This window comes from Ramlibacter henchirensis (genome assembly GCF_004682015.1).
GTDB classification, from domain to species: domain Bacteria; phylum Pseudomonadota; class Gammaproteobacteria; order Burkholderiales; family Burkholderiaceae_C; genus Ramlibacter; species Ramlibacter henchirensis.
Map to the genome: position 1 here is coordinate 1,766,565 of NZ_SMLM01000001.1, position 17,388 is coordinate 1,783,952.

Genomic DNA, 17,388 nt, shown 5'->3' on the forward strand with positions numbered 1-17,388 from the left:
CACGCATCGCGCCAGTTGATGCGGCCCCAGAAGCCGACGCCATGAAGCGCGGCTTCTACACCATCATGGCGGCGCAGTTCTTCTCGTCGCTGGCGGACAACGCGCTGTTCGTGGCGGCCGTGGAGCTGCTCCGCACGTCCGGCGCGGCGGAGTGGCAGCGAGCGGCGCTGGTGCCGATGTTCGCGCTCTTCTACGTGATCCTCGCCCCCTTCGTGGGCGCCTTCGCCGACGCGCAACCCAAGGGCCGCGTGATGTTCATCAGCAACGCGATCAAGGTCGTGGGCTGCCTGATGATGCTGTTCGGCAGCCACCCCCTTCTCGCCTACGCCATCGTCGGACTCGGCGCCGCGGCGTATTCGCCCGCCAAGTACGGCATCCTCACCGAGCTCCTCCCCGCGTCGCAGCTGGTCAAGGCCAACGGCTGGATCGAGGGCCTGACCATCGCTTCCATCATCCTGGGCATCCTGCTGGGCGGCCAGCTGGTCGGGCAGGCGATCGCCAGCAAGATGCTGGCGCTGGAGTTCCCGGTGATCGACACCGGCATCGACACCGCGCCCGAGGCGGCGATCTTCCTGCTGATCTTCGTCTACGCCATCGCCGCCTGGTTCAACCTGCGCATCCCGCTCACCGGCGTGGAGATGCGGCCGCTCCCGAAGAACACGCTGGAGCTGGTCCCGGATTTCTGGTCGTGCAATTCGCGCCTCTGGCGCGACAAGCTGGGGCAGATCTCGCTGGCGACCACGACGCTGTTCTGGGGCGTGTCGGGCAACCTGCGCTACATCATCCTGGCGTGGAGCGCCGCCGCCCTGGGCTACAGCACCACGCAGGCATCGTCCCTGAGCGGCGTGGTGGCGCTGGGCACCGCGGTCGGGGCCATCGTGGCCTCGGTGCGCATGCGCCTGGACATGGCGACCAGCGTGATGCCGCTGGGCATCGCGATGGGCGTGCTCGTGATCCTGATGAATTTCATCAGCAACGTGTGGGTGGCCGCGCCTTTCCTGATCCTGCTGGGCGGGCTGGGCGGCTTCCTGGTGGTGCCGATGAACGCGCTGCTGCAGCACCGCGGCCACAACCTGATGGGCGCGGGCCGCTCGATCGCCGTGCAGAACTTCAACGAGCAGGCCTGCATCCTGGGCCTGGGCGCGTTCTACAGCCTCTCGGCCGGCCTGGGCCTTTCCGCCTTCGGCGCGATCACGGCGTTCGGCATCGTGGTCGCCGGCACCATGTGGCTGATCCAGCGCTGGCACGCGTACAACACGGTGCGCCACCGCGAAGAGCTCGACCACCTCCTCCACATCGCGCGGCAGGACAAGTCGCATGGCTGACGGCCGGGCGCTGCCCGCGCTCGCCCTGGTCTTCAACGCCTTCGTGTGGGGCGTGTCATGGTGGCCGTTCCGCGAGTTGCAGGCGCACGGCCTGCATCCACTGTGGGCCACCGCCGGCGTCTACCTCTTCTCGCTGGCCGCACTGCTCGCGTGGCGCCCGCAGGCGTGGCGCGGATTCGCGGGACAGCCCCAGCTGTATCTCCTGATGCTCGCGGCGGGCCTGACCAACGTCGGCTTCAACTGGGCCGTGACGGTGGGCGACGTGGTCCGGGTGGTGCTGCTGTTCTACCTCATGCCGGCCTGGAGCACCCTGCTGGCGTGGCCCCTGCTCGGTGAACGTCCGACGGCGGCTTCCCTGCTGCGGCTGGTGATCGCGATGACCGGCCTGGCCGTGATCCTGAAGGCGCCCGGCGCGCCTTGGCCGCTGCCCGAGAGCCACGCCGACGTCCTCGCACTCCTGGGCGGTTTCAGCTTCGCGCTGACCAACATCCTGCTGCGGCGGCTGCTGCAGGCGCCCGCTGTCACGCGTGTCGGCGCGATGTTCAGCGGCGGCGCGTTGGCCGCGGCGGGCGCCGCGCTGGCGGGAATGGCGCACGGCGTGATCGCGCCGCCCGCGGCGCTTCCTGCGGGCGCGCTGCTCCTGGGGCTGGTGCTCAGCCTCGGGTTCCTGGCGGGCAACGCGGCGCTGCAGTACGGCGCGACGCGGTTGGCGGCGCAGACCACCGCCCTCGTGATGCTGTCGGAGGTGCTGTTCGCCAGCGTGAGCTCGGTGGCCGCCGGCGCGGCCGAGCTGGCGCCGAGGGTGTGGACCGGCGGCGCGCTGGTGGTGCTGGCCGCGGCGTGGTCGGCGCTGGCGTCGCCTGGCGAGCCGGTCAAAGCCGCCGCACAATCGCGCGCATGACCACCGCGTACGACTTCCAGGCGACCTCCATCGACGGCCGGACCGTGCCGCTGGACCAGTTCAAGGGCAAGGTGCTCCTGATCGTGAACACCGCCAGCGCCTGCGGCTTCACGCCGCAGTTCGCCGGCCTGCAGGAATTGCACCAGCGCTATGGCGAGCGCGGACTGGCCGTGCTGGGATTCCCCTGCAACCAGTTCGGCTCACAGGACCCCGGCAGCAACGACGAGATCGCGCAGTTCTGCCAGCGCAATTACGGCGTGGACTTCCCGATGATGTCGAAGATCGACGTCAACGGACCCAAGGCGGACCCGCTGTACCGCTGGCTCACGACGGAAAAGCGCGGGCTGCTGGGCAGCACCGCGATCAAGTGGAACTTCACCAAATTCCTGGTCGGCAAGGACGGAAAGGTCCTCAAGCGCTACCCGCCGCAGGAATCGCCTTCCGCGCTGGCCAAGGACATCGAAGCCGCGCTGGCGGCCTGATCGCACACCGCGCACTTCGGCGCGGCTGCCTGGCAGCGTGCGCTCAGTGCGTCGATTGCGACGATTGCGCCGCCGCCTTCATCGGCGCCGTGAACATCTGCTGGAACGCGTCGGCCATCGGGCCGGCTGCGCTCATCGCCGCGCCCATCATCGTGGTGGCAGGCGAGGTACTCGCCGCATTGCCGCCCTGCGCGGCCTGCACGGGCCGCAGCATCTCGCCGCCGGACCTGGCCAGCGCCGTGACCAGCTCCTGGGTGTAGCGCATCGCCTCCTGGAACTCGTACATCACCAGCGTGGATTGCACGGACACGAGCTCCGTCGGGCTGGTCGCCTTGCGGATGTTGTCCGCGGCCTGGCTGTGAAGCAGCGCGGCGCGCTGCCCCATTTGCAGCTGCACCTGCTGCAGCGCCTCGGCCGCGCGGAACATGCTGCAGAGGACGTCTGCGCTCGCCGCGAGTTGCTGCCGGTGGATTTCGGCCAAGGTGCCCGCCGCCCCGGCGAGACCCGCGACCGTCTCGTTCGCGTCGTCCGTCGAACCTTGTTGAGTCCGCTTTGTCTGGGTTGCCATTGCCGTCTCCTTCGCTTGTGTTGGGGGTGGCCCGCAATCTAGGCCGGTTCACGCCCCCACCAAGCTGGGCAATCAACTGTTTCTTCCGCGACCGTGCGGTCCTCACGCAGCCCGCAGCGACTCGTCGAGCACTTCGACCCAATGTCGCACCGGCGTTGCCGTGCCGCCTTGCAGGTGTGTGATGCAGCCGATGTTGGCCGAGAGCACGACGGAAGGTTCCAGGGCGCCCAGGTGACCGAGCTTGCGGTCACGCAATCGCGTGGCGATGTCCGGGTGCAGCACGGAGTAGGTGCCTGCGGACCCGCAACACAGGTGCGATTCGTTCAGCGCCACCTGCACGTCGAAGCCCAGTCGGCGCAGCTGCGTCTCGACGCCACCTCGCAACTGCTGGCCATGCTGGAGCGTGCACGGAGGGTGGTAGGCCAGCACGCCGGCGGGCGGCCGCACCCTGTCCTGCAGTGCGGGCACGACATCGGGCAGCAGTTCGCTCAGGTCGCGCGTGAGTTCGCCGATGCGCGCAGCCTTGGCCGCGTAGTGCGGATCTTGTTTCAGGTGATGCCCGTACTCACGCACTGTCACGCCGCAGCCGGAGGCGTTCATGACGACGCCCTCGACCTCGCCGCGCTCGACGTAGGGCCACCACGCATCGATGTTGCGGCGCATCTGCGCCAGGCCGCCGTCCTGGTCGTTCAGGTGGAATTTCACGGCGCCGCAGCAGCCCGCCTCCGGTGCGACCAGCGTCTGGATGCCCGCGGCATCCAGCACGCGCGCGGTCGCTGCGTTGATGTTCGGCGCCATCGACGGTTGCACGCAGCCCTCGAGCAGCAGCACCTTGCGCGCATGCACGCGCGCGGGCCACTCGCCACCGGGCCGGCGCGCCGGCACCTTGGCCTTGAGTGCACCGGGCAGCACGCCCCGCACCGTCTGCCCCAGCTTCATCGCGGGACCGAACACCGGTGACGTCAGGCCCTCCTTGAGCGCCCAGCGCAGCGCCTTCGACCCGCGGCCGCGCGGCACCTTCTCTTCGACGATGCGGCGGCCGATGTCGACGAGGTGGCCGTACTGCACGCCGCTCGGGCAGGTGCTTTCGCAGTTGCGGCAGGTCAGGCAGCGATCGAGGTGCAGCTGCGTCTTCTCGGTCGGCTGCTCGCCTTCGAGCACCTGCTTGATCAGGTAGATGCGTCCGCGCGGCCCATCGAGCTCGTCGCCGAGCAGCTGGTAGGTGGGGCAGGTGGCGGTGCAGAAGCCGCAATGCACGCACTTGCGCAGGATGGCTTCGGCCTCGGCGCCCTCGGGCGTGCCGGCGAATTCGGGGGACAGGTGGGTCTGCACGGATCAGAGCTCGGGATACAGGCGGCCGCGGTTGAAGATGCCGGCCGGATCGAACTGACGCTTGAGCTCGACGTGGATCCGGTCCAGCGGCGGCTGCAGCGGATGGAACCGTTGCGTGCGCGAGCCGGCCGGGCCCGCGCGGAACAGCGTCGCGTGCCCCCCGGACTGCGCGGCGACGCGCCGCAGCCGGTCGGCGTCTTGCGCCTCGGCGGACACCCATCGCTGGGCGCCGTGCCACTCGACCAGCGGCGCTTCGGGTAGGTCCAGCGCCGGGGCGGTTTGCGGCAACGAAAGGCGCCACAGGTCGCGGCCGCCGCGTTCGGCGAACCAGGGTAGTTGCTGGTCGCGGCAGGCACGCCAGGCGGCTTGCACCGCCTCGTCGTGAGGCTCGCCGCCCAGCGATTTGCAAGCGGCTTCGACAGCAGCGCGTGCGCCGCGCAGCCGCAGGTACAGCGCCGGACCACCGGGCTCCTGCACCCACAGGCTCGCATTGAGCGGCAAGGGCTGGCCGCCCCAGGCATTCAGGCGCTCGAGCGCTTGACGCTGCGAGAGCTCGAATTTCAGTGTGGCTTCGGCGGGCGATCGCGGCAGCACCTTGAGGCTGACCTCCACGATCAGGCCCAGCGTGCCGAGCGATCCCGCCATCAGCCGCGAGACGTCATAGCCCGCGACGTTCTTCATCACCTGCCCGCCGAACGTGAGCAGTTCTGCGCGACCGTTGACCATCGACAGGCCGAGCACGTAATCGCGCACCGAACCGACGCTGGCGCGCGCCGGGCCCGAGAGCCCCGCGGCCACCATGCCGCCGACGGTGGCGCCGCCGCCGAAGTGCGGCGGTTCGAACGGAAGGCACTGTCCTTCGCGCGCCAGCACCTCTTCCAGCTCGGCCAGCGGCGTGCCGGCCGCGACGGTGACGACCAGCTCGCTCGGTTCGTAGCTGCGGATGCCGCGCAGGCCCCGCGTGTCGAGCACCTCGCCGCCGGCGGGCTCGCCGTAGAAATCCTTGCTGCCGCCGCCGCGCAGGCGCAGCGGCGTGCCCGCGGCGAAGGCGCCGCGGATGCGTTCGATGCAGTCGGAGAGCGCCCCATCCATCTCCCGATGGTAAGCGCAGGCCCTGCAAGGCGCCTTTGGGCGTTCCGTCGCTAGTCGATGAAGAAATTGACCGGCAGGCCGGGCACGTCGACCCGAAGCGCGACCACATGGCCCGTGAGAGGACGTGCGGCGCGTTCCTCCTCGCTGCGCTCGCCCGCGCTCGTGACGAACAGCGTGCGCAGGTCGTCGCCGCCGAAGCACGGCATGGTGGGACACAGCATCGGCGTGGCGATCTCGTCCACCACTTCGCCTGCGGGCGACAGCCGCACGATGCGGCCGCCCTCGTACATCGCGCACCAGTAGTGGCCTTCCGCATCGACCGCGGCCCCATCGGGCCGTCCGCCGTAACCGGGATCGCCCGGCATCCAGCCCGACGGCTTGTCGGCGAACTGGTGGAAGACGCGCTCGCGCGTCATGCGATTGGTTCCAGGATCCCAGTCCCACGCGCGGACCAGGTGGCGCGGCGTGTCGGACCAGTACACCGTGTCGCCCGCGGGAGACCAGGCCAGGCCATTCGCAGTGGTCACGCCGCCGGCCATGCGCTCCACGCGCGGCGCGCCATCGCGGCAGTCCAGGCTGAACAGTTCGCCGGCCGCACGCGTCTTGGGTTCGAACATCGTGCCGGCCCAGAAACGGCCCCGCGGGTCGGCCTTGCCGTCGTTGAAGCGCGTGGTCGCGGCGTCGTGTCCGCTGCGATGGATCAGCTTGAGCTCGCCGCCCCACTCGTACGCGCGGTAGAAGCCGTCGCGCAGCGCGATGACCCAGCCGCCGCGGCGTGCGGGAGCGAAGCAGCCCGGCTCCTGCGGCATGGGCCAGGTCTCGCACGCGCCGGTGCCGGGATCGGCGCGGCGCAAGCGGCGGCCGGGGATGTCCACCCAGTAGAGCCGCTTCTCATCGGGATGCCAGAACGGCGATTCGCCCAACCTGTCGGGCTGCTCGACCACACGGCGCCAAGTGTTCATCTGATTGCTTGCGGACACGGGACCGATTGTGCGCGGCGCCCACGCGCCCGGCGTGAGCCGTTACCATGCCCGCAAGCTCCCTTCCCAATGAACTCATCCGTTTCGTCCGCCCAGAACAGCCTCATGCTGGTGGAGTCGGCGCGCTATGCGCTGCTTCGCCGCCTCGCGTTTTCGATCCGCCACCAGATGGTTGCGCACCTGCAGCCCATCGGCATGGTGACCGAGCTGCTCGAACGCCGCCTTCGCTCGCCCTCGCCGGACCTCGCGCAGGTGCACGACAGCGTGGCGAAGATCAACGGCCTGTCGAAGGCGGCCGCGCAGGACACGCTGGACGTGATCACCTGGATGGCCCCCGAACCCGGCGCCACCGCGCCGCTGGACGCGGTGCTGAAGGACACGGTGACCCTGCTGCGCGGCAACTTCAGCTTCCGCGGCTTTGCCCTCAAGAGCGACGTCGAGTCCCTGCCGAAGCCGGTCGGCCGCGCCGCCGCGCGCATGCTGCTGCCCGCGGCCCTGCTGGCGCTGACGGACACGGTGGAAGGGCCGGCCGAAGTGCTCGTCACCGCGCAGACGCGCGAGGACGTGGTCCTCGTCGATCTGCAATTGCGCCGCACCCAGGGCGAAAGCTTCGAGAACCAGCTCTCCTACCGCGCCATCACCTGGCCCGAAGTGCGCGCGCTCGCGGCCGCCGAGGACGTGGAGCTGTCGCACACCGAAGACCGCGCGAGCCTCGCCTTCCCCATCCTCGAGTAGCGGTTCAAAAAAAAGGGGCCCGCCGAAGCGGGCCCAACATCCAAAGGAGAACTTGCTCTTTGCGGCGCCCGCGCGGGGCGCCTTCCATGGTCAGCGGTTGTACGCCGTCTCGCCGTGCGACGTGATGTCCAGCCCTTCGCGCTCTTCCTCTTCGGTCACGCGCAGGCCGATCACCAGGTCGACGATCTTGTAGGCGATGAAGGCGACCACGGCGGACCAGACCACGGTGGTGATCACGCCCTGGAACTGGATCCACACCTGGCTGGCGATGGAGTAGTCCGGGTTCACCTTGTTGGCCACGTAGTCGTACACGCCCGTGCCGCCCAGCGAGGGCGAGGCGAACACGCCGGTCAGCAGCGCGCCCAGGATGCCGCCCACGCCGTGCACGCCGAAGACGTCCAGCGAGTCGTCGGCGCCCAGCAGGCGCTTGAGGCCGTTCACACCCCACAGGCAGATCAGACCGGCCAAGAGGCCGATGACGATGGAGCCCATCGGGCCGACGAAGCCGGCGGCCGGGGTGATCGCCACAAGGCCGGCGACGGCGCCGGAGGCGGCGCCCAGCATCGAGGCCTTGCCCTTGGACAGCGCCTCGCCGGCGATCCAGGAGAGCGTGGCGGCGGCGGTGGCGAACAGCGTGTTGGCGAAGGCCAGGGCGGTGACGCCGTTGGCTTCCAGGTTGGAGCCGGCGTTGAAGCCGAACCAGCCCACCCACAGCAGGGCCGCGCCCACCATGGTCAGCGTGAGGTTGTGCGGCGCGAGCGTTTCCTTGCCGTAGCCGATGCGCTTGCCGATCACGTACGCGCCCACCAGGCCCGCGACGCCGGCGTTGATGTGCACCACGGTGCCGCCCGCGAAGTCGAGAGCGCCCTTGGCCCACAGCCAGCCCGCGTTGGCGGTGACGGTCTCGAGCGTCTTGGCATCGGTGATCGCATCCGGGCCGTCCCAGTACCACACCATGTGGGCGATGGGCAGGTAGCAGAAGGTGAACCAGAGCACCACGAACATCAGCACGGCCGGGAACCGGATGCGCTCGGCGAACGAGCCCACGATCAGGGCGCAGGTGATGGCGGCGAAGGTGGCCTGGAAGGCGACGAACGACAGCTCGGGAATCACCACGCCCTTGCTGAAGGTCGCGGCCACCGAGTCCGGCGTGATGCCCGCCAGGAACACCTTGCTGAAGCCGCCCATGAACGGGTTGCCTGCGGTGAACGCGACGCTGTAGCCGTAGACCGCCCACAGGATGAACATCAGGCAGCTGACCACGAAGACCTGCATCAGCACGGACAGCATGTTCTTGCTGCGCACCAGGCCGCCGTAGAAGAGCGCCAGGCCAGGCAGGATCATCAGCAGCACCAGCAGCGTGCTCACCGTCATCCAGGCGGTGTCGCCCTTGTTGGGCGTGGGCGCCGGAGCAGCGTTGGCGGCAGCAGCCGGCGCCGCGGTGGCGGCAGCCGCAGGCGCGGCCGCGCTGGCAGCGGCAGGCGCCGCGGCGGCCGGCTCACTGGCGGTCGCCGCCGGCGCGGCGGCCGGCGTGGTGGCGGCCGGCGCCTGCGCCATCACGGCGGACCCGGTCAGCAGGCCCAGGCCCAGGGCCAGGGATGCGAGAAGCTTTCTCATGGTGGTCGTCTCTCTTTCTGGGGGAACTGCTTACAGCGCGTCCTTGCCGGTCTCGCCGGTGCGGATGCGCACGACCTGCTCGAGGTCGTAGACGAAGATCTTTCCGTCACCGATCTTGCCGGTGCGGGCCGCGCCCTCCACGGCTTCGATGACGCGGTCGACGAGGTCCTCCGAGACCGCGGCCTCGATCTTCACTTTCGGAAGGAAGTCGACCACGTACTCGGCGCCGCGGTACAGCTCCGTGTGGCCCTTCTGCCGGCCGAAGCCCTTGACCTCGGTGACGGTGATGCCCTGCACGCCGATGGCCGACAGTGCTTCGCGCACTTCGTCGAGCTTGAAGGGCTTGATGATGGCGGTGATCAGTTTCATGCGTTCTCCTTTGGCGGGCTCGGCCGCTGTATCAGAACGAGTACTTCGCGCCGACGACCAGGCCGGCCTTCTTGGCGAGATCCTTGGTGCCGCTGCCCGGCAGCGTGTTGGGGAAGCCGAAGCGGTCTTCCCAGTTGGTGCCCACGACGGCACCGCTCACGACCAGGCCGCCGCCGAAGTCCTTGGCCAGGCTGACCGAGTAGTCGCGGTAGGTGCCGAAGTTCTTGATCTTCTGCCAGCCAACGTGCGGCACGACGGAAAAACCGTTGCCCACGTCGAAGGTGGCCGACAGGTCGAGGTAGCCGCTGCCGTCGCTGTTGGCGGCGCCGAACAGGTCGGTGAGCGCGTGCGAATACTTGACGGTGGCCGGGCCGAACGTCAGCGCGCCGTACGCCTCGGTGGTGTCGGCCTTCTCGCCGGTGACCAGGTCGTAGTTGTTGCGCGGGTACCAGTACTGCAGGAAGCCGACGTCGTAACCGATGGCGCCGGCGGTGCCCTTGTAGCCGCCGTACAGGTCGAGTTCGACCGAGCCGCGCGTGGCGGGCGGCGTGTCCTTGATCCAGCGGATGGTGGACGCCCAGGTGCCCAGGTAGAAGCCGCTCTTGTGCGCCCAGTCGACGCCGCCTTGCAGAGCGGGACGGCGGGCCGTCTGCGAGATGCCGCGGTAGCGGTAGTCGGACACGACGCCGACGTTGTACGAGAGGGTGAAGTCCGGCTCGGGCTTGGCCTGCGCGATGGCGGCGCCGGACAGCACGAGGGAGGACAGCAGCAGGGAGGCCTTGGCTTTCATGAAGTTCTCTTCTCCGTCTTGAAAAAACTTGTGGGAGCGCTCTAAGCACGACCCGTGCCATTCATCACAAGCCGAGCTGCGCGGGTCAGCCCGACGGCAACGTGACTCGTTATGGGGCGGCTCCGGATGGGCGCATCGGCCGTTTGCACCAAGCAAGTGCGGCCTCGCGTGCAGGTGCGCACCAGCCTCGCCCATGCACCAAGGAGGGTTGAAAACGATGAGCTTGTCGCTCGTGCGCAGCCGCGCGCTGCTGGGCCTTGAAGCGGCGCAGGTCGAAGTCGAGGTGCACCTCGCCAATGGTCTGCCCAGCTTCACCCTGGTGGGTCTGGCGGACGTGGAAGTGAAGGAAGCGCGCGAGCGCGTGCGCTCGGCGCTGCAGACCTGCGGGCTGGACTTCCCGCACAACAAGCGCATCACGGTGAACCTCGCGCCGGCCGACCTGCCCAAGGATTCGGGCCGCTTCGACCTGCCGATCGCGGTGGGCATCCTCGCGGCGCATGGGCAGCTCGACCGGGAGCGGCTTGCGGGCCATGAATTCGCTGGAGAGCTTTCGCTGTCGGGCGAGTTGCGGCCGGTGCGGGGAGCGCTGGCGATGAGCCTCGCGCTGCATGCGGCCGGCGAGGGATCGCAGCTGGTGCTGCCGCCCGGCAGCGCGGAGGAAGCGGCGCTCGTGCCCGGCGCCCGCGTCTGGCGGGCGCGGCACCTGATGGACGTGGTCGGCCGGTTCCAGGCGGGCGAACCAGCCGATCCCGGCGAGGGATGGGTGCGCGTCGAGACCACGGCACCGCGCGCGGCGGCGGTCGCCTATCCGGACTTGTCGGAAGTGAAAGGCCAGGCCGCGGCGAAACGCGCGCTGGAGATCGCGGCGGCCGGCGGACACAGCGTGCTGCTGGTCGGCCCACCGGGATCGGGCAAGTCGATGCTGGCGCAGCGATTCGCGGGGCTGCTGCCTCCGATGGAAGTGCCCGAGGCGCTCGAGAGTGCGGCGCTGGCGAGCCTGGGCGGCCGTTTCAGCCTGGAGCGCTGGTCGGTGCGGCCGACCTGCAGCCCGCACCATTCGGCGAGCGCGGTGGCGCTGGTCGGCGGCGGTTCGCCGCCGCGGCCCGGCGAGATCTCACTGGCGCACCACGGCGTGCTGTTCCTCGACGAACTGCCGGAGTTTCCGCGCGCCGCGCTGGAGGCGCTGCGCGAGCCGCTGGAGACGGGGCAGATCACGATCGCGCGGGCTGCGCGGCGGGCGGAGTTCCCGGCGCGCTTTCACCTGATCGCAGCGATGAATCCTTGCCCCTGCGGCTGGCTGGGTGCGCCGCACCGGAATTGCCGCTGCGCGCCGGACCAGATCGGCCGCTACCAAGGCAAGTTGTCGGGGCCGCTGCTGGATCGCATTGATTTGCATGTGGAGGTGCCGGCGATTGCGCCTCACGAGTTGCTGGGCGCGGCTGCCGGTGAATCCACCGCGCAGGTGCGCGAGAGATGCATCGCGGCGCGTGAACGTGCGGTTGCGAGGCAGGGCAAGTCGAATCAGGCGCTGCAGGGCGCCGAGGTCGACGAGCACGCCAGCCTCGACGGCGCGGCCGCTGCTTTCCTGAACCACGCGGCGGCACGGCTGGCGTGGAGTGCCCGCGCGACGCATCGCGTGCTGAAGGTGGCTCGGACGATCGCGGATGTCGCCGCTTGCGACAGCATCGATGTCGCGCATGTAGCGGAGGCGGTGCAGTACCGGCGCGGGCTGGTGGGCGCGAACTGACTGCGAGTCCTTGACGCGCCGAGCCCCGGATGAAAAAAGCCCGGTGCGCATGGGGTGCGCCCGGGCGAATGTGTGTGGCCGTCGCGCCGCTGCCCGCGGTCAGTCGGACTTGAAGATCAGCAGGCGGTGGTTGCTTTCGTCGATCACCAGCAGCTTGTCCTCGTGGAAGGTGACACCGTAGGGCGCGTCCAGCGTCTGCGCCGATGCGGTCAAACCGTCGCTCTCGTCTTGCGTCATGTCTCTTTGGCCGATCACGGCTTCGGCGGCTTGGCCATCGCGCGACGGCCATTCGCTCCAGAGCAGGACGCGGTGATGGCCACTGTCGGAAACCGCCAGGTGCCTGCCGTTCGACGCGACACCTCTCGGAAACCCCAGCGTCTCCGCGGACGTGGCGTCCGAAGCGCGCGACTCAAAGTTCGGCTGGCCGAGCACGCGGTCGGGCTCCTGGCCGCTTTGCATGGTCAGCTGGTCCCAGAGCAGAACGCGGTGATTGACAGTGTCGGCGACGGCCAGCCGTTTGCCGTCACTCCAGACGCCGATCGGATTGTCCATCGTACTGCGGCCCGGAGAGGTCCCGCCCGCGTTGGCGGAGCAACTGGTGGCGCTCGGCTGGCCGAGGATTACATTCGCGGGCTTGCCATGCTCTCCCGGGCCGGGAATGGGCTTCCAGATCAGAACCCTCGAATGGCCGCCGTCCGCCACGATCAGTGCTCCGTCGGGGGTGATGTGGACGCCTTCCGGCCGCGAGAGGTTCACGTCGGTGCACGCCGGACTGGACGGCACGTCGAAACGCGACTGGCCCACGACCGTCGTCGGCCTTGCCGTGCCATCCGTCGGGATGCCGTGATAGAGCAGGACCCGATGTGCAGCGGGATCCGCCACGGCGACCACGCCGGCGCCGACCGACACGGCCTTGGGCGCGTCGTATCCGTCGATTTCGTCGGTGTCCCCCCCGTGGACCAGGTCGGGCTGCCCAAGAGCGAAATCAGCCGACTGGTCCAAGCCGTCCGGAATGCGGTGGAAGCCGAGTACGCGGCGATTGGCGGAGTCCGCGATGAACAGCATGCCGTTCTGCGCGACCGCCACTCCGGCAGGGTCGAAGAGGGTCCTCCCCTCGGGATCGATGCCGCCCCTGTTCGCATCGGCGGAGGTGAAGTCAGCCTGACCGAACACCATCGCGGCGGCCGCGAAGTCCGGGAGGCCGGTGAATACCGGCGGTGCAACAGGCGGCGGCGCCGGAGGCTCGACGGGCCCGGCTCCTCCACCACCGCCGCCCCCGCACGCACCCAGCGCCATGCCCAGGCCGACGGCTACAAAGAGAGATGTGATGCTCCGCGGCACCCGCGGCGGACGTACTGCTTGTTCCATGGGGACTCCTCTGACAAAAGAAGCCCCGGAGTGTTCTGGCGCCCTGCCCATGACCAAAGCCAGAAGGTCACGAGCGACCACACGCAAAAAGCACGCGACCCGCGCAAAAACTCGCGTGATTGCCGCGCGGCGTCGTCAGCGATATCGCGCGTCGCGCCTTCCGGCACCCGGCCTCGCCGCGGAGACCCTCGTGCCGCTCACCGCGCGCAGGTGCGGATACCCATTCGGCCGCAGCGGCGCGGCCGCGGCGTCGTAAATGCCCGAGTTGCGCTTCCACGTCTCCTGCGATGCCTTGGCGCAACTCGCCGCGAACAGCAGCACGGCCGAGGAGAAGTAGATCCACATCAGCAGCACGACGAGCGACCCGGCCGCGCCGTATGCCGAGACCACGGCGGCGGTGGCGAGATACAGCGAGAGCAACTGCCGCCCCACGCTGAACAGGATCGCGCCCATCACCCCGCCGAGCACCAGGAACCGCAGCTGCGGCTTGGGTCCGGCGCTCAGGCGCATCAAGGACACGAACAATGCCGTGCACAACCCGAACGACACCGCCTCGTTCACCACGCGCAGCACGGTCTCGAGCATGAAGACTTGGCCGAGCCGGGCGGAGAACACGGTGATCAGCGTCGAGACCACCAGCGACACGACCAGCAGGAATCCGAACGCGAGGATGTACGCCACGCCCCGCAGCCGCAGCGACGCCGTGTGCCGCCAGCCCGGCCGCGCGGGCGAGCCGCCGTCGGCCCACACGCGCGCGAACGCTTCCTGCAATTCACCGAACACGCCGGTGGCGCCGAACAGCAGCACGCCGAAACCGATCGCCGTCGCGACGATGCCTTCGGACGGTTGCTGCGCGCTGGACAGCGCCTGCTCGACCACGGCCGCGCCCTGCGGGCCGACCAGTGCACCGATCTGGGCGACCAGCGTGTCCGCGAGCATCTGCCGGTCCATCCACCAGCCCAGCAGGGCCACCATCACCAGCAGCAGGGGCGCGAGGCTCAGGATTCCGTAGAAGGACATCGCGGCGCTCATGCGCATGCCGCCGGCGTCGCTCCACAGCTGCACCGCGTGATAGAGCGGCTGCGCGGGCCGCGCGGCACGGCGCAGCCACGAGGGCACGAAATCCTGCCAGGCCATGCACCAGCATGGCGGTGCGAAAAATGACGCGCTATCGGCGGCGGCTAGGCAATCGAGTCGGAACGCGCCGACGCGATCCCTGCCACGTCAGAGGTTGGGCGCGAGCAAACGCTCCAGCTGGGCCGCTTGCGCGCCGCGTCTACGCGCCTGGTCCTCGAGCTGGTCACGGCCGATGCGGCCCACGTTGAAGTACGTGCTGTCCGGATGGCTGAGATAGAAACCGCTGACGCTGGCGGCCGGCATCATCGCCATGCTCTCGGTGAGGCTCATGCCCGCGTCCTGCGCCTGCAGCAGGCGGAACATGTCGCCCTTCACGCTGTGGTCGGGGCAGGCGGGATAGCCCGGCGCGGGCCGGATGCCACGGTACTTCTCGGCAACGAGCTCCTCGTTGGACAGATGTTCGCCGGCCGCGTAGCCCCACAGGTCCTTGCGCACGCGTTCGTGCAGGCACTCCGCGAAAGCCTCTGCCAGGCGATCGGCCAAGGCCTTGAGCATGATGGCCGAGTAGTCGTCGTGGTCCTTGAGGAAGTACTGCTCCTTGGCCTCGCAGCCGATGCCGGCGGTCACTGCGAAGACGCCGACGTAGTCTTTCGCAACGCCCTTGGGCGCGACGAAGTCGGCCAGGGCCCGGCTCGGGCGCATCACGCCATCGATCGCCTGCTTCTCGGCTTGCTGACGCAGCCCGTACCAGGTGAGCGCCACCTGTTCGCGCGACTCGTCGGTGTAGAGCTGGATGTCGTCGTCGTTCACGCTGTTGGCGGGCCAGAAGCCCATCACCGCGTTCGCGGTGAGCCATCGGCCTTCGACCAGGCGCTTGAGCATCCGCTGGCCGTCGGAGAAGACGCGCACCGCTTCGCTGCCCACGACTTCATCCTTGAGGATCGCGGGGAAAGGCCCGGCGAGGTTCCAGGTCTGGAAGAACGGTCCCCAGTCGATGTACTTCACCAGCTCCGCCAGGTCGAAGTTGCGGAACACACGGCGGCCGATGAACTTGGGCGCCGGCGGCGTGTAGGCCGACCAGTCGATCGGCGTCCTGTTCGCGCGCGCTTTCGCCAAGGGCCACAGCGGCGCCTGCTTCTTGCTGGCGTGCAGCTGCCGCACCTTCTCGTAGTCGGCCTCGACGTCCGCGATGAACCGGGCCGCCTGCTCGGACAGGAGGCTCTGCGCCACGCCCACGCTGCGCGAGGCGTCCGGCACGTAGACCACCGGCCCCTCGTAGTGCGGGGCGATCTTCACCGCCGTGTGCACGCGGCTGGTGGTGGCGCCGCCGATCAGCAGCGGGATCTTGCGCATGCGGAAGTGCTCGTCCTTCTGCATCTCGCTGGCGACGTACTGCATCTCCTCCAGCGACGGCGTGATCAGGCCCGACAGGCCGACGATGTCCGCGCCCTCGACCTTGGCCTTGGCCAGGATCTCGTGGCACGGGACCATCACGCCCATGTTCACGACCTCGAAGTTGTTGCACTGGAGCACGACCGTCACGATGTTCTTGCCGATGTCGTGCACGTCGCCCTTGACGGTGGCGATGACGATCTTGCCCTTGGCCCGCACGTCCTGGCCGGCCGCCTCCTGCTGCTTCTTTTCTTCCTCGATGTAGGGAATGAGGTGGGCCACGGCCTGCTTCATCACGCGCGCCGACTTCACCACCTGCGGCAGGAACATCTTGCCGGCGCCGAACAGGTCGCCCACGATGTTCATGCCGTCCATCAGCGGCCCCTCGATCACGTGCAGCGGGCGGCCGCCCTTGGCCAGGACCTGCTGGTACATCTCCTCGGTGTCAGGGACGATGTGGTCGGTGATGCCGTGCACCAGCGCGTGCGCCAGGCGCTGCTCCACCGGCTGCTGGCGCCACTCGTTGCGCTTGCCCTCGTCGCGCGCCGCGCCCTTGGCCTGCTCGGCGATCTCCACCAGGCGCTCGCCGGCATCGGGCCGGCGGTTCAGCACCACGTCCTCCACCCGCTCGCGCAGCGTGGGTTCCACTTCGTCGTACACGCCCACCATGCCGGCGTTGACGATGCCCATGTCCATACCGGCGCGGATCGCGTGGTAGAGGAACACGGTGTGGATGGCCTCGCGCACCGGGTCGTTGCCGCGGAACGAGAAACTCACATTCGACACACCGCCCGAGACCTTGGCGCCGGGCAGGTTCTGCTTGATCCAGCGGATGGCCTCGATGAAGTCGACCGCGTAGTTGTTGTGCTCCTCGATGCCCGTCGCGATGGCGAAGATGTTGGGGTCGAAGATGATGTCCTCGGGCGGGAACCCGACTTCGTCCACCAGAATGCGGTAGGCGCGCCGGCAGATCTCGGTCTTGCGCTCGAAGCTGTCGGCCTGGCCCTTCTCGTCGAAGGCCATCACCACCGCGGCCGCGCCGTAGCGCCGCACCAACGTGGCCTGCCGCTTGAACTCGGCCTCGCCTTCCTTGAGCGAGATGGAGTTGACGATGCCCTTGCCCTGCAGGCAGCGCAGGCCGGCTTCGATCACCTCCCACTTGGAGCTGTCCACCATCACCGGCACGCGCGCGATGTCCGGCTCACTGGCGATCAGGTTCAGGAACCGCACCATCGCGGCCTTGCTGTCCAGCATGGCCTCGTCCATGTTCACGTCGATGACCTGCGCGCCGTTCTCGACCTGCTGGCGCGCCACGGCCAGCGCCTCCTCGAACCGGCCGGCCAGGATCATCCGGGCGAAGGCCTTGGAGCCCGTGACGTTGGTTCGCTCGCCGACGTTGACGAACAGGCTGCCGGGGCCGATGGCGACCGGTTCGAGTCCGGATAGCTTGAGCGGGGGGACGTGGGGGGTTTCGGGCATCGTGCTCACCTTCGTCTGATCTGCGGCCGGGCCGCGTCGAGGTGAGCGTCGTTGGGAATCTCAAGCCTGACGCCGGACGGGCCGGCGCTGCAACGCTCCTTGAGAGAGGCGTCATTTTAGCGGCAGGGTGCGAC

At 69.0% G+C, this 17,388-nt stretch carries 15 protein-coding genes and 1 riboswitch; of the genes, 5 read left to right on the plus strand and 10 right to left on the minus strand.

What is annotated here, in order from left to right; genetic code table 11:
- The first annotated feature begins 41 nt into the window (after positions 1-41).
- The 3 genes from lplT to EZ313_RS08780 are packed head-to-tail and all read left to right on the plus strand — an operon-like array spanning position 42 to position 2,708.
- A complete protein-coding gene (gene lplT / locus EZ313_RS08770; RefSeq protein WP_135262785.1) occupies positions 42-1,325 on the plus strand; it encodes a lysophospholipid transporter LplT in 1,284 nt (427 codons plus the stop codon).
- Positions 1,318-2,226, plus strand: coding sequence for a DMT family transporter (locus EZ313_RS08775; protein WP_205960347.1), 909 nt, complete (start codon positions 1,318-1,320; stop codon positions 2,224-2,226). The genes lplT and EZ313_RS08775 overlap by 8 nt, the downstream gene beginning before the upstream one ends.
- Positions 2,223-2,708: a glutathione peroxidase gene (locus tag EZ313_RS08780; protein WP_135262786.1), complete on the plus strand. Its 486-nt coding sequence runs from the start codon at positions 2,223-2,225 to the stop codon at positions 2,706-2,708. The genes EZ313_RS08775 and EZ313_RS08780 overlap by 4 nt, the downstream gene beginning before the upstream one ends.
- A gap of 43 nt (positions 2,709-2,751) precedes the next feature.
- Here the strand turns inward: EZ313_RS08780 and EZ313_RS08785 are convergent, their stop codons facing one another.
- The 4 genes from EZ313_RS08785 to EZ313_RS08800 all read right to left on the minus strand — a co-directional run bounded on the left by EZ313_RS08785 (position 2,752) and on the right by EZ313_RS08800 (position 6,662).
- Complete coding sequence (locus EZ313_RS08785; RefSeq protein ID WP_135262787.1) at positions 2,752-3,276, minus strand: phasin family protein; 525 nt, start codon at positions 3,274-3,276, stop codon at positions 2,752-2,754.
- 102 nt (positions 3,277-3,378) lie between these two features.
- Positions 3,379-4,608 (minus strand): glycolate oxidase subunit GlcF, encoded by a 1,230-nt coding sequence (gene glcF / locus EZ313_RS08790; RefSeq protein WP_135262788.1) that lies wholly within the window; start codon positions 4,606-4,608, stop codon positions 3,379-3,381.
- A gap of 3 nt (positions 4,609-4,611) precedes the next feature.
- Positions 4,612-5,700 (minus strand): glycolate oxidase subunit GlcE, encoded by a 1,089-nt coding sequence (gene glcE / locus EZ313_RS08795; protein WP_135262789.1) that lies wholly within the window; start codon positions 5,698-5,700, stop codon positions 4,612-4,614.
- A 50-nt stretch (positions 5,701-5,750) separates the two neighbouring features.
- Positions 5,751-6,662: an SMP-30/gluconolactonase/LRE family protein gene (locus EZ313_RS08800; RefSeq protein WP_135262790.1), complete on the minus strand. Its 912-nt coding sequence runs from the start codon at positions 6,660-6,662 to the stop codon at positions 5,751-5,753.
- A gap of 87 nt (positions 6,663-6,749) precedes the next feature.
- Between EZ313_RS08800 and EZ313_RS08805 the strand changes: the two genes are divergently transcribed.
- On the plus strand, positions 6,750-7,415 hold the full coding sequence (locus tag EZ313_RS08805; RefSeq protein WP_135262791.1) for a hypothetical protein: 666 nt from the start codon (positions 6,750-6,752) through the stop codon (positions 7,413-7,415).
- 90 nt (positions 7,416-7,505) lie between these two features.
- Here the strand turns inward: EZ313_RS08805 and EZ313_RS08810 are convergent, their stop codons facing one another.
- The 3 genes from EZ313_RS08810 to EZ313_RS08820 are packed head-to-tail and all read right to left on the minus strand — an operon-like array spanning position 7,506 to position 10,191.
- Positions 7,506-9,032 carry an ammonium transporter gene (locus tag EZ313_RS08810; protein WP_135262792.1) on the minus strand — a complete coding sequence of 509 codons (1,527 nt, stop codon included), beginning with the start codon at positions 9,030-9,032 and terminating at the stop codon, positions 7,506-7,508.
- 30 nt (positions 9,033-9,062) lie between these two features.
- The gene (gene glnK, locus EZ313_RS08815) at positions 9,063-9,401 is read right to left on the minus strand and encodes a P-II family nitrogen regulator (protein WP_135262793.1); all 339 of its coding nucleotides are present in this window, start codon (positions 9,399-9,401) and stop codon (positions 9,063-9,065) included.
- A gap of 31 nt (positions 9,402-9,432) precedes the next feature.
- Positions 9,433-10,191 (minus strand): TorF family putative porin, encoded by a 759-nt coding sequence (locus tag EZ313_RS08820; RefSeq protein WP_135262794.1) that lies wholly within the window; start codon positions 10,189-10,191, stop codon positions 9,433-9,435.
- A 217-nt stretch (positions 10,192-10,408) separates the two neighbouring features.
- Between EZ313_RS08820 and EZ313_RS08825 the strand changes: the two genes are divergently transcribed.
- Positions 10,409-11,938, plus strand: a complete 1,530-nt coding sequence (locus EZ313_RS08825) for a YifB family Mg chelatase-like AAA ATPase (RefSeq protein ID WP_135262795.1) — start codon at positions 10,409-10,411, stop codon at positions 11,936-11,938.
- A 99-nt stretch (positions 11,939-12,037) separates the two neighbouring features.
- On the opposite strand, the gene EZ313_RS08830 is transcribed toward EZ313_RS08825, so the two are convergent.
- The 3 genes from EZ313_RS08830 to metH form a co-directional block, all read right to left on the minus strand.
- Positions 12,038-13,306, minus strand: coding sequence for an NHL repeat-containing protein (locus EZ313_RS08830; protein WP_135262796.1), 1,269 nt, complete (start codon positions 13,304-13,306; stop codon positions 12,038-12,040).
- A gap of 135 nt (positions 13,307-13,441) precedes the next feature.
- Positions 13,442-14,443 (minus strand): YihY/virulence factor BrkB family protein, encoded by a 1,002-nt coding sequence (locus tag EZ313_RS08835; RefSeq protein WP_135262797.1) that lies wholly within the window; start codon positions 14,441-14,443, stop codon positions 13,442-13,444.
- Positions 14,444-14,530: 87 nt separating this feature from the next.
- Entirely contained in the window at positions 14,531-17,254 is a 2,724-nt protein-coding gene (metH, locus tag EZ313_RS08840) for a methionine synthase (protein WP_135262798.1), read from the minus strand.
- A gap of 36 nt (positions 17,255-17,290) precedes the next feature.
- A riboswitch (S-adenosyl-L-homocysteine riboswitch) is annotated at positions 17,291-17,360 on the minus strand.
- Positions 17,361-17,388 lie beyond the last annotated feature (28 nt).

Coding starts and splice junctions, on each gene's coding strand:
- EZ313_RS08820 (WP_135262794.1), bottom strand. CDS start 10,191: ATGAAAGCCAAGGCCTCCCTGCTGCTGTCCTCCCTCGTGCTGTCCGGC.
- metH (WP_135262798.1), bottom strand. CDS start 17,254: ATGCCCGAAACCCCCCACGTCCCCCCGCTCAAGCTATCCGGACTCGAA.
- glcE (WP_135262789.1), bottom strand. CDS start 5,700: ATGGATGGGGCGCTCTCCGACTGCATCGAACGCATCCGCGGCGCCTTC.
- EZ313_RS08775 (WP_205960347.1), top strand. CDS start 1,318: ATGGCTGACGGCCGGGCGCTGCCCGCGCTCGCCCTGGTCTTCAACGCC.
- EZ313_RS08805 (WP_135262791.1), top strand. CDS start 6,750: ATGAACTCATCCGTTTCGTCCGCCCAGAACAGCCTCATGCTGGTGGAG.
- EZ313_RS08835 (WP_135262797.1), bottom strand. CDS start 14,443: ATGGCCTGGCAGGATTTCGTGCCCTCGTGGCTGCGCCGTGCCGCGCGG.
- EZ313_RS08785 (WP_135262787.1), bottom strand. CDS start 3,276: ATGGCAACCCAGACAAAGCGGACTCAACAAGGTTCGACGGACGACGCG.
- EZ313_RS08810 (WP_135262792.1), bottom strand. CDS start 9,032: ATGAGAAAGCTTCTCGCATCCCTGGCCCTGGGCCTGGGCCTGCTGACC.
- glnK (WP_135262793.1), bottom strand. CDS start 9,401: ATGAAACTGATCACCGCCATCATCAAGCCCTTCAAGCTCGACGAAGTG.
- EZ313_RS08800 (WP_135262790.1), bottom strand. CDS start 6,662: ATGAACACTTGGCGCCGTGTGGTCGAGCAGCCCGACAGGTTGGGCGAA.
- EZ313_RS08825 (WP_135262795.1), top strand. CDS start 10,409: ATGAGCTTGTCGCTCGTGCGCAGCCGCGCGCTGCTGGGCCTTGAAGCG.
- EZ313_RS08830 (WP_135262796.1), bottom strand. CDS start 13,306: ATGGAACAAGCAGTACGTCCGCCGCGGGTGCCGCGGAGCATCACATCT.
- EZ313_RS08780 (WP_135262786.1), top strand. CDS start 2,223: ATGACCACCGCGTACGACTTCCAGGCGACCTCCATCGACGGCCGGACC.
- lplT (WP_135262785.1), top strand. CDS start 42: ATGAAGCGCGGCTTCTACACCATCATGGCGGCGCAGTTCTTCTCGTCG.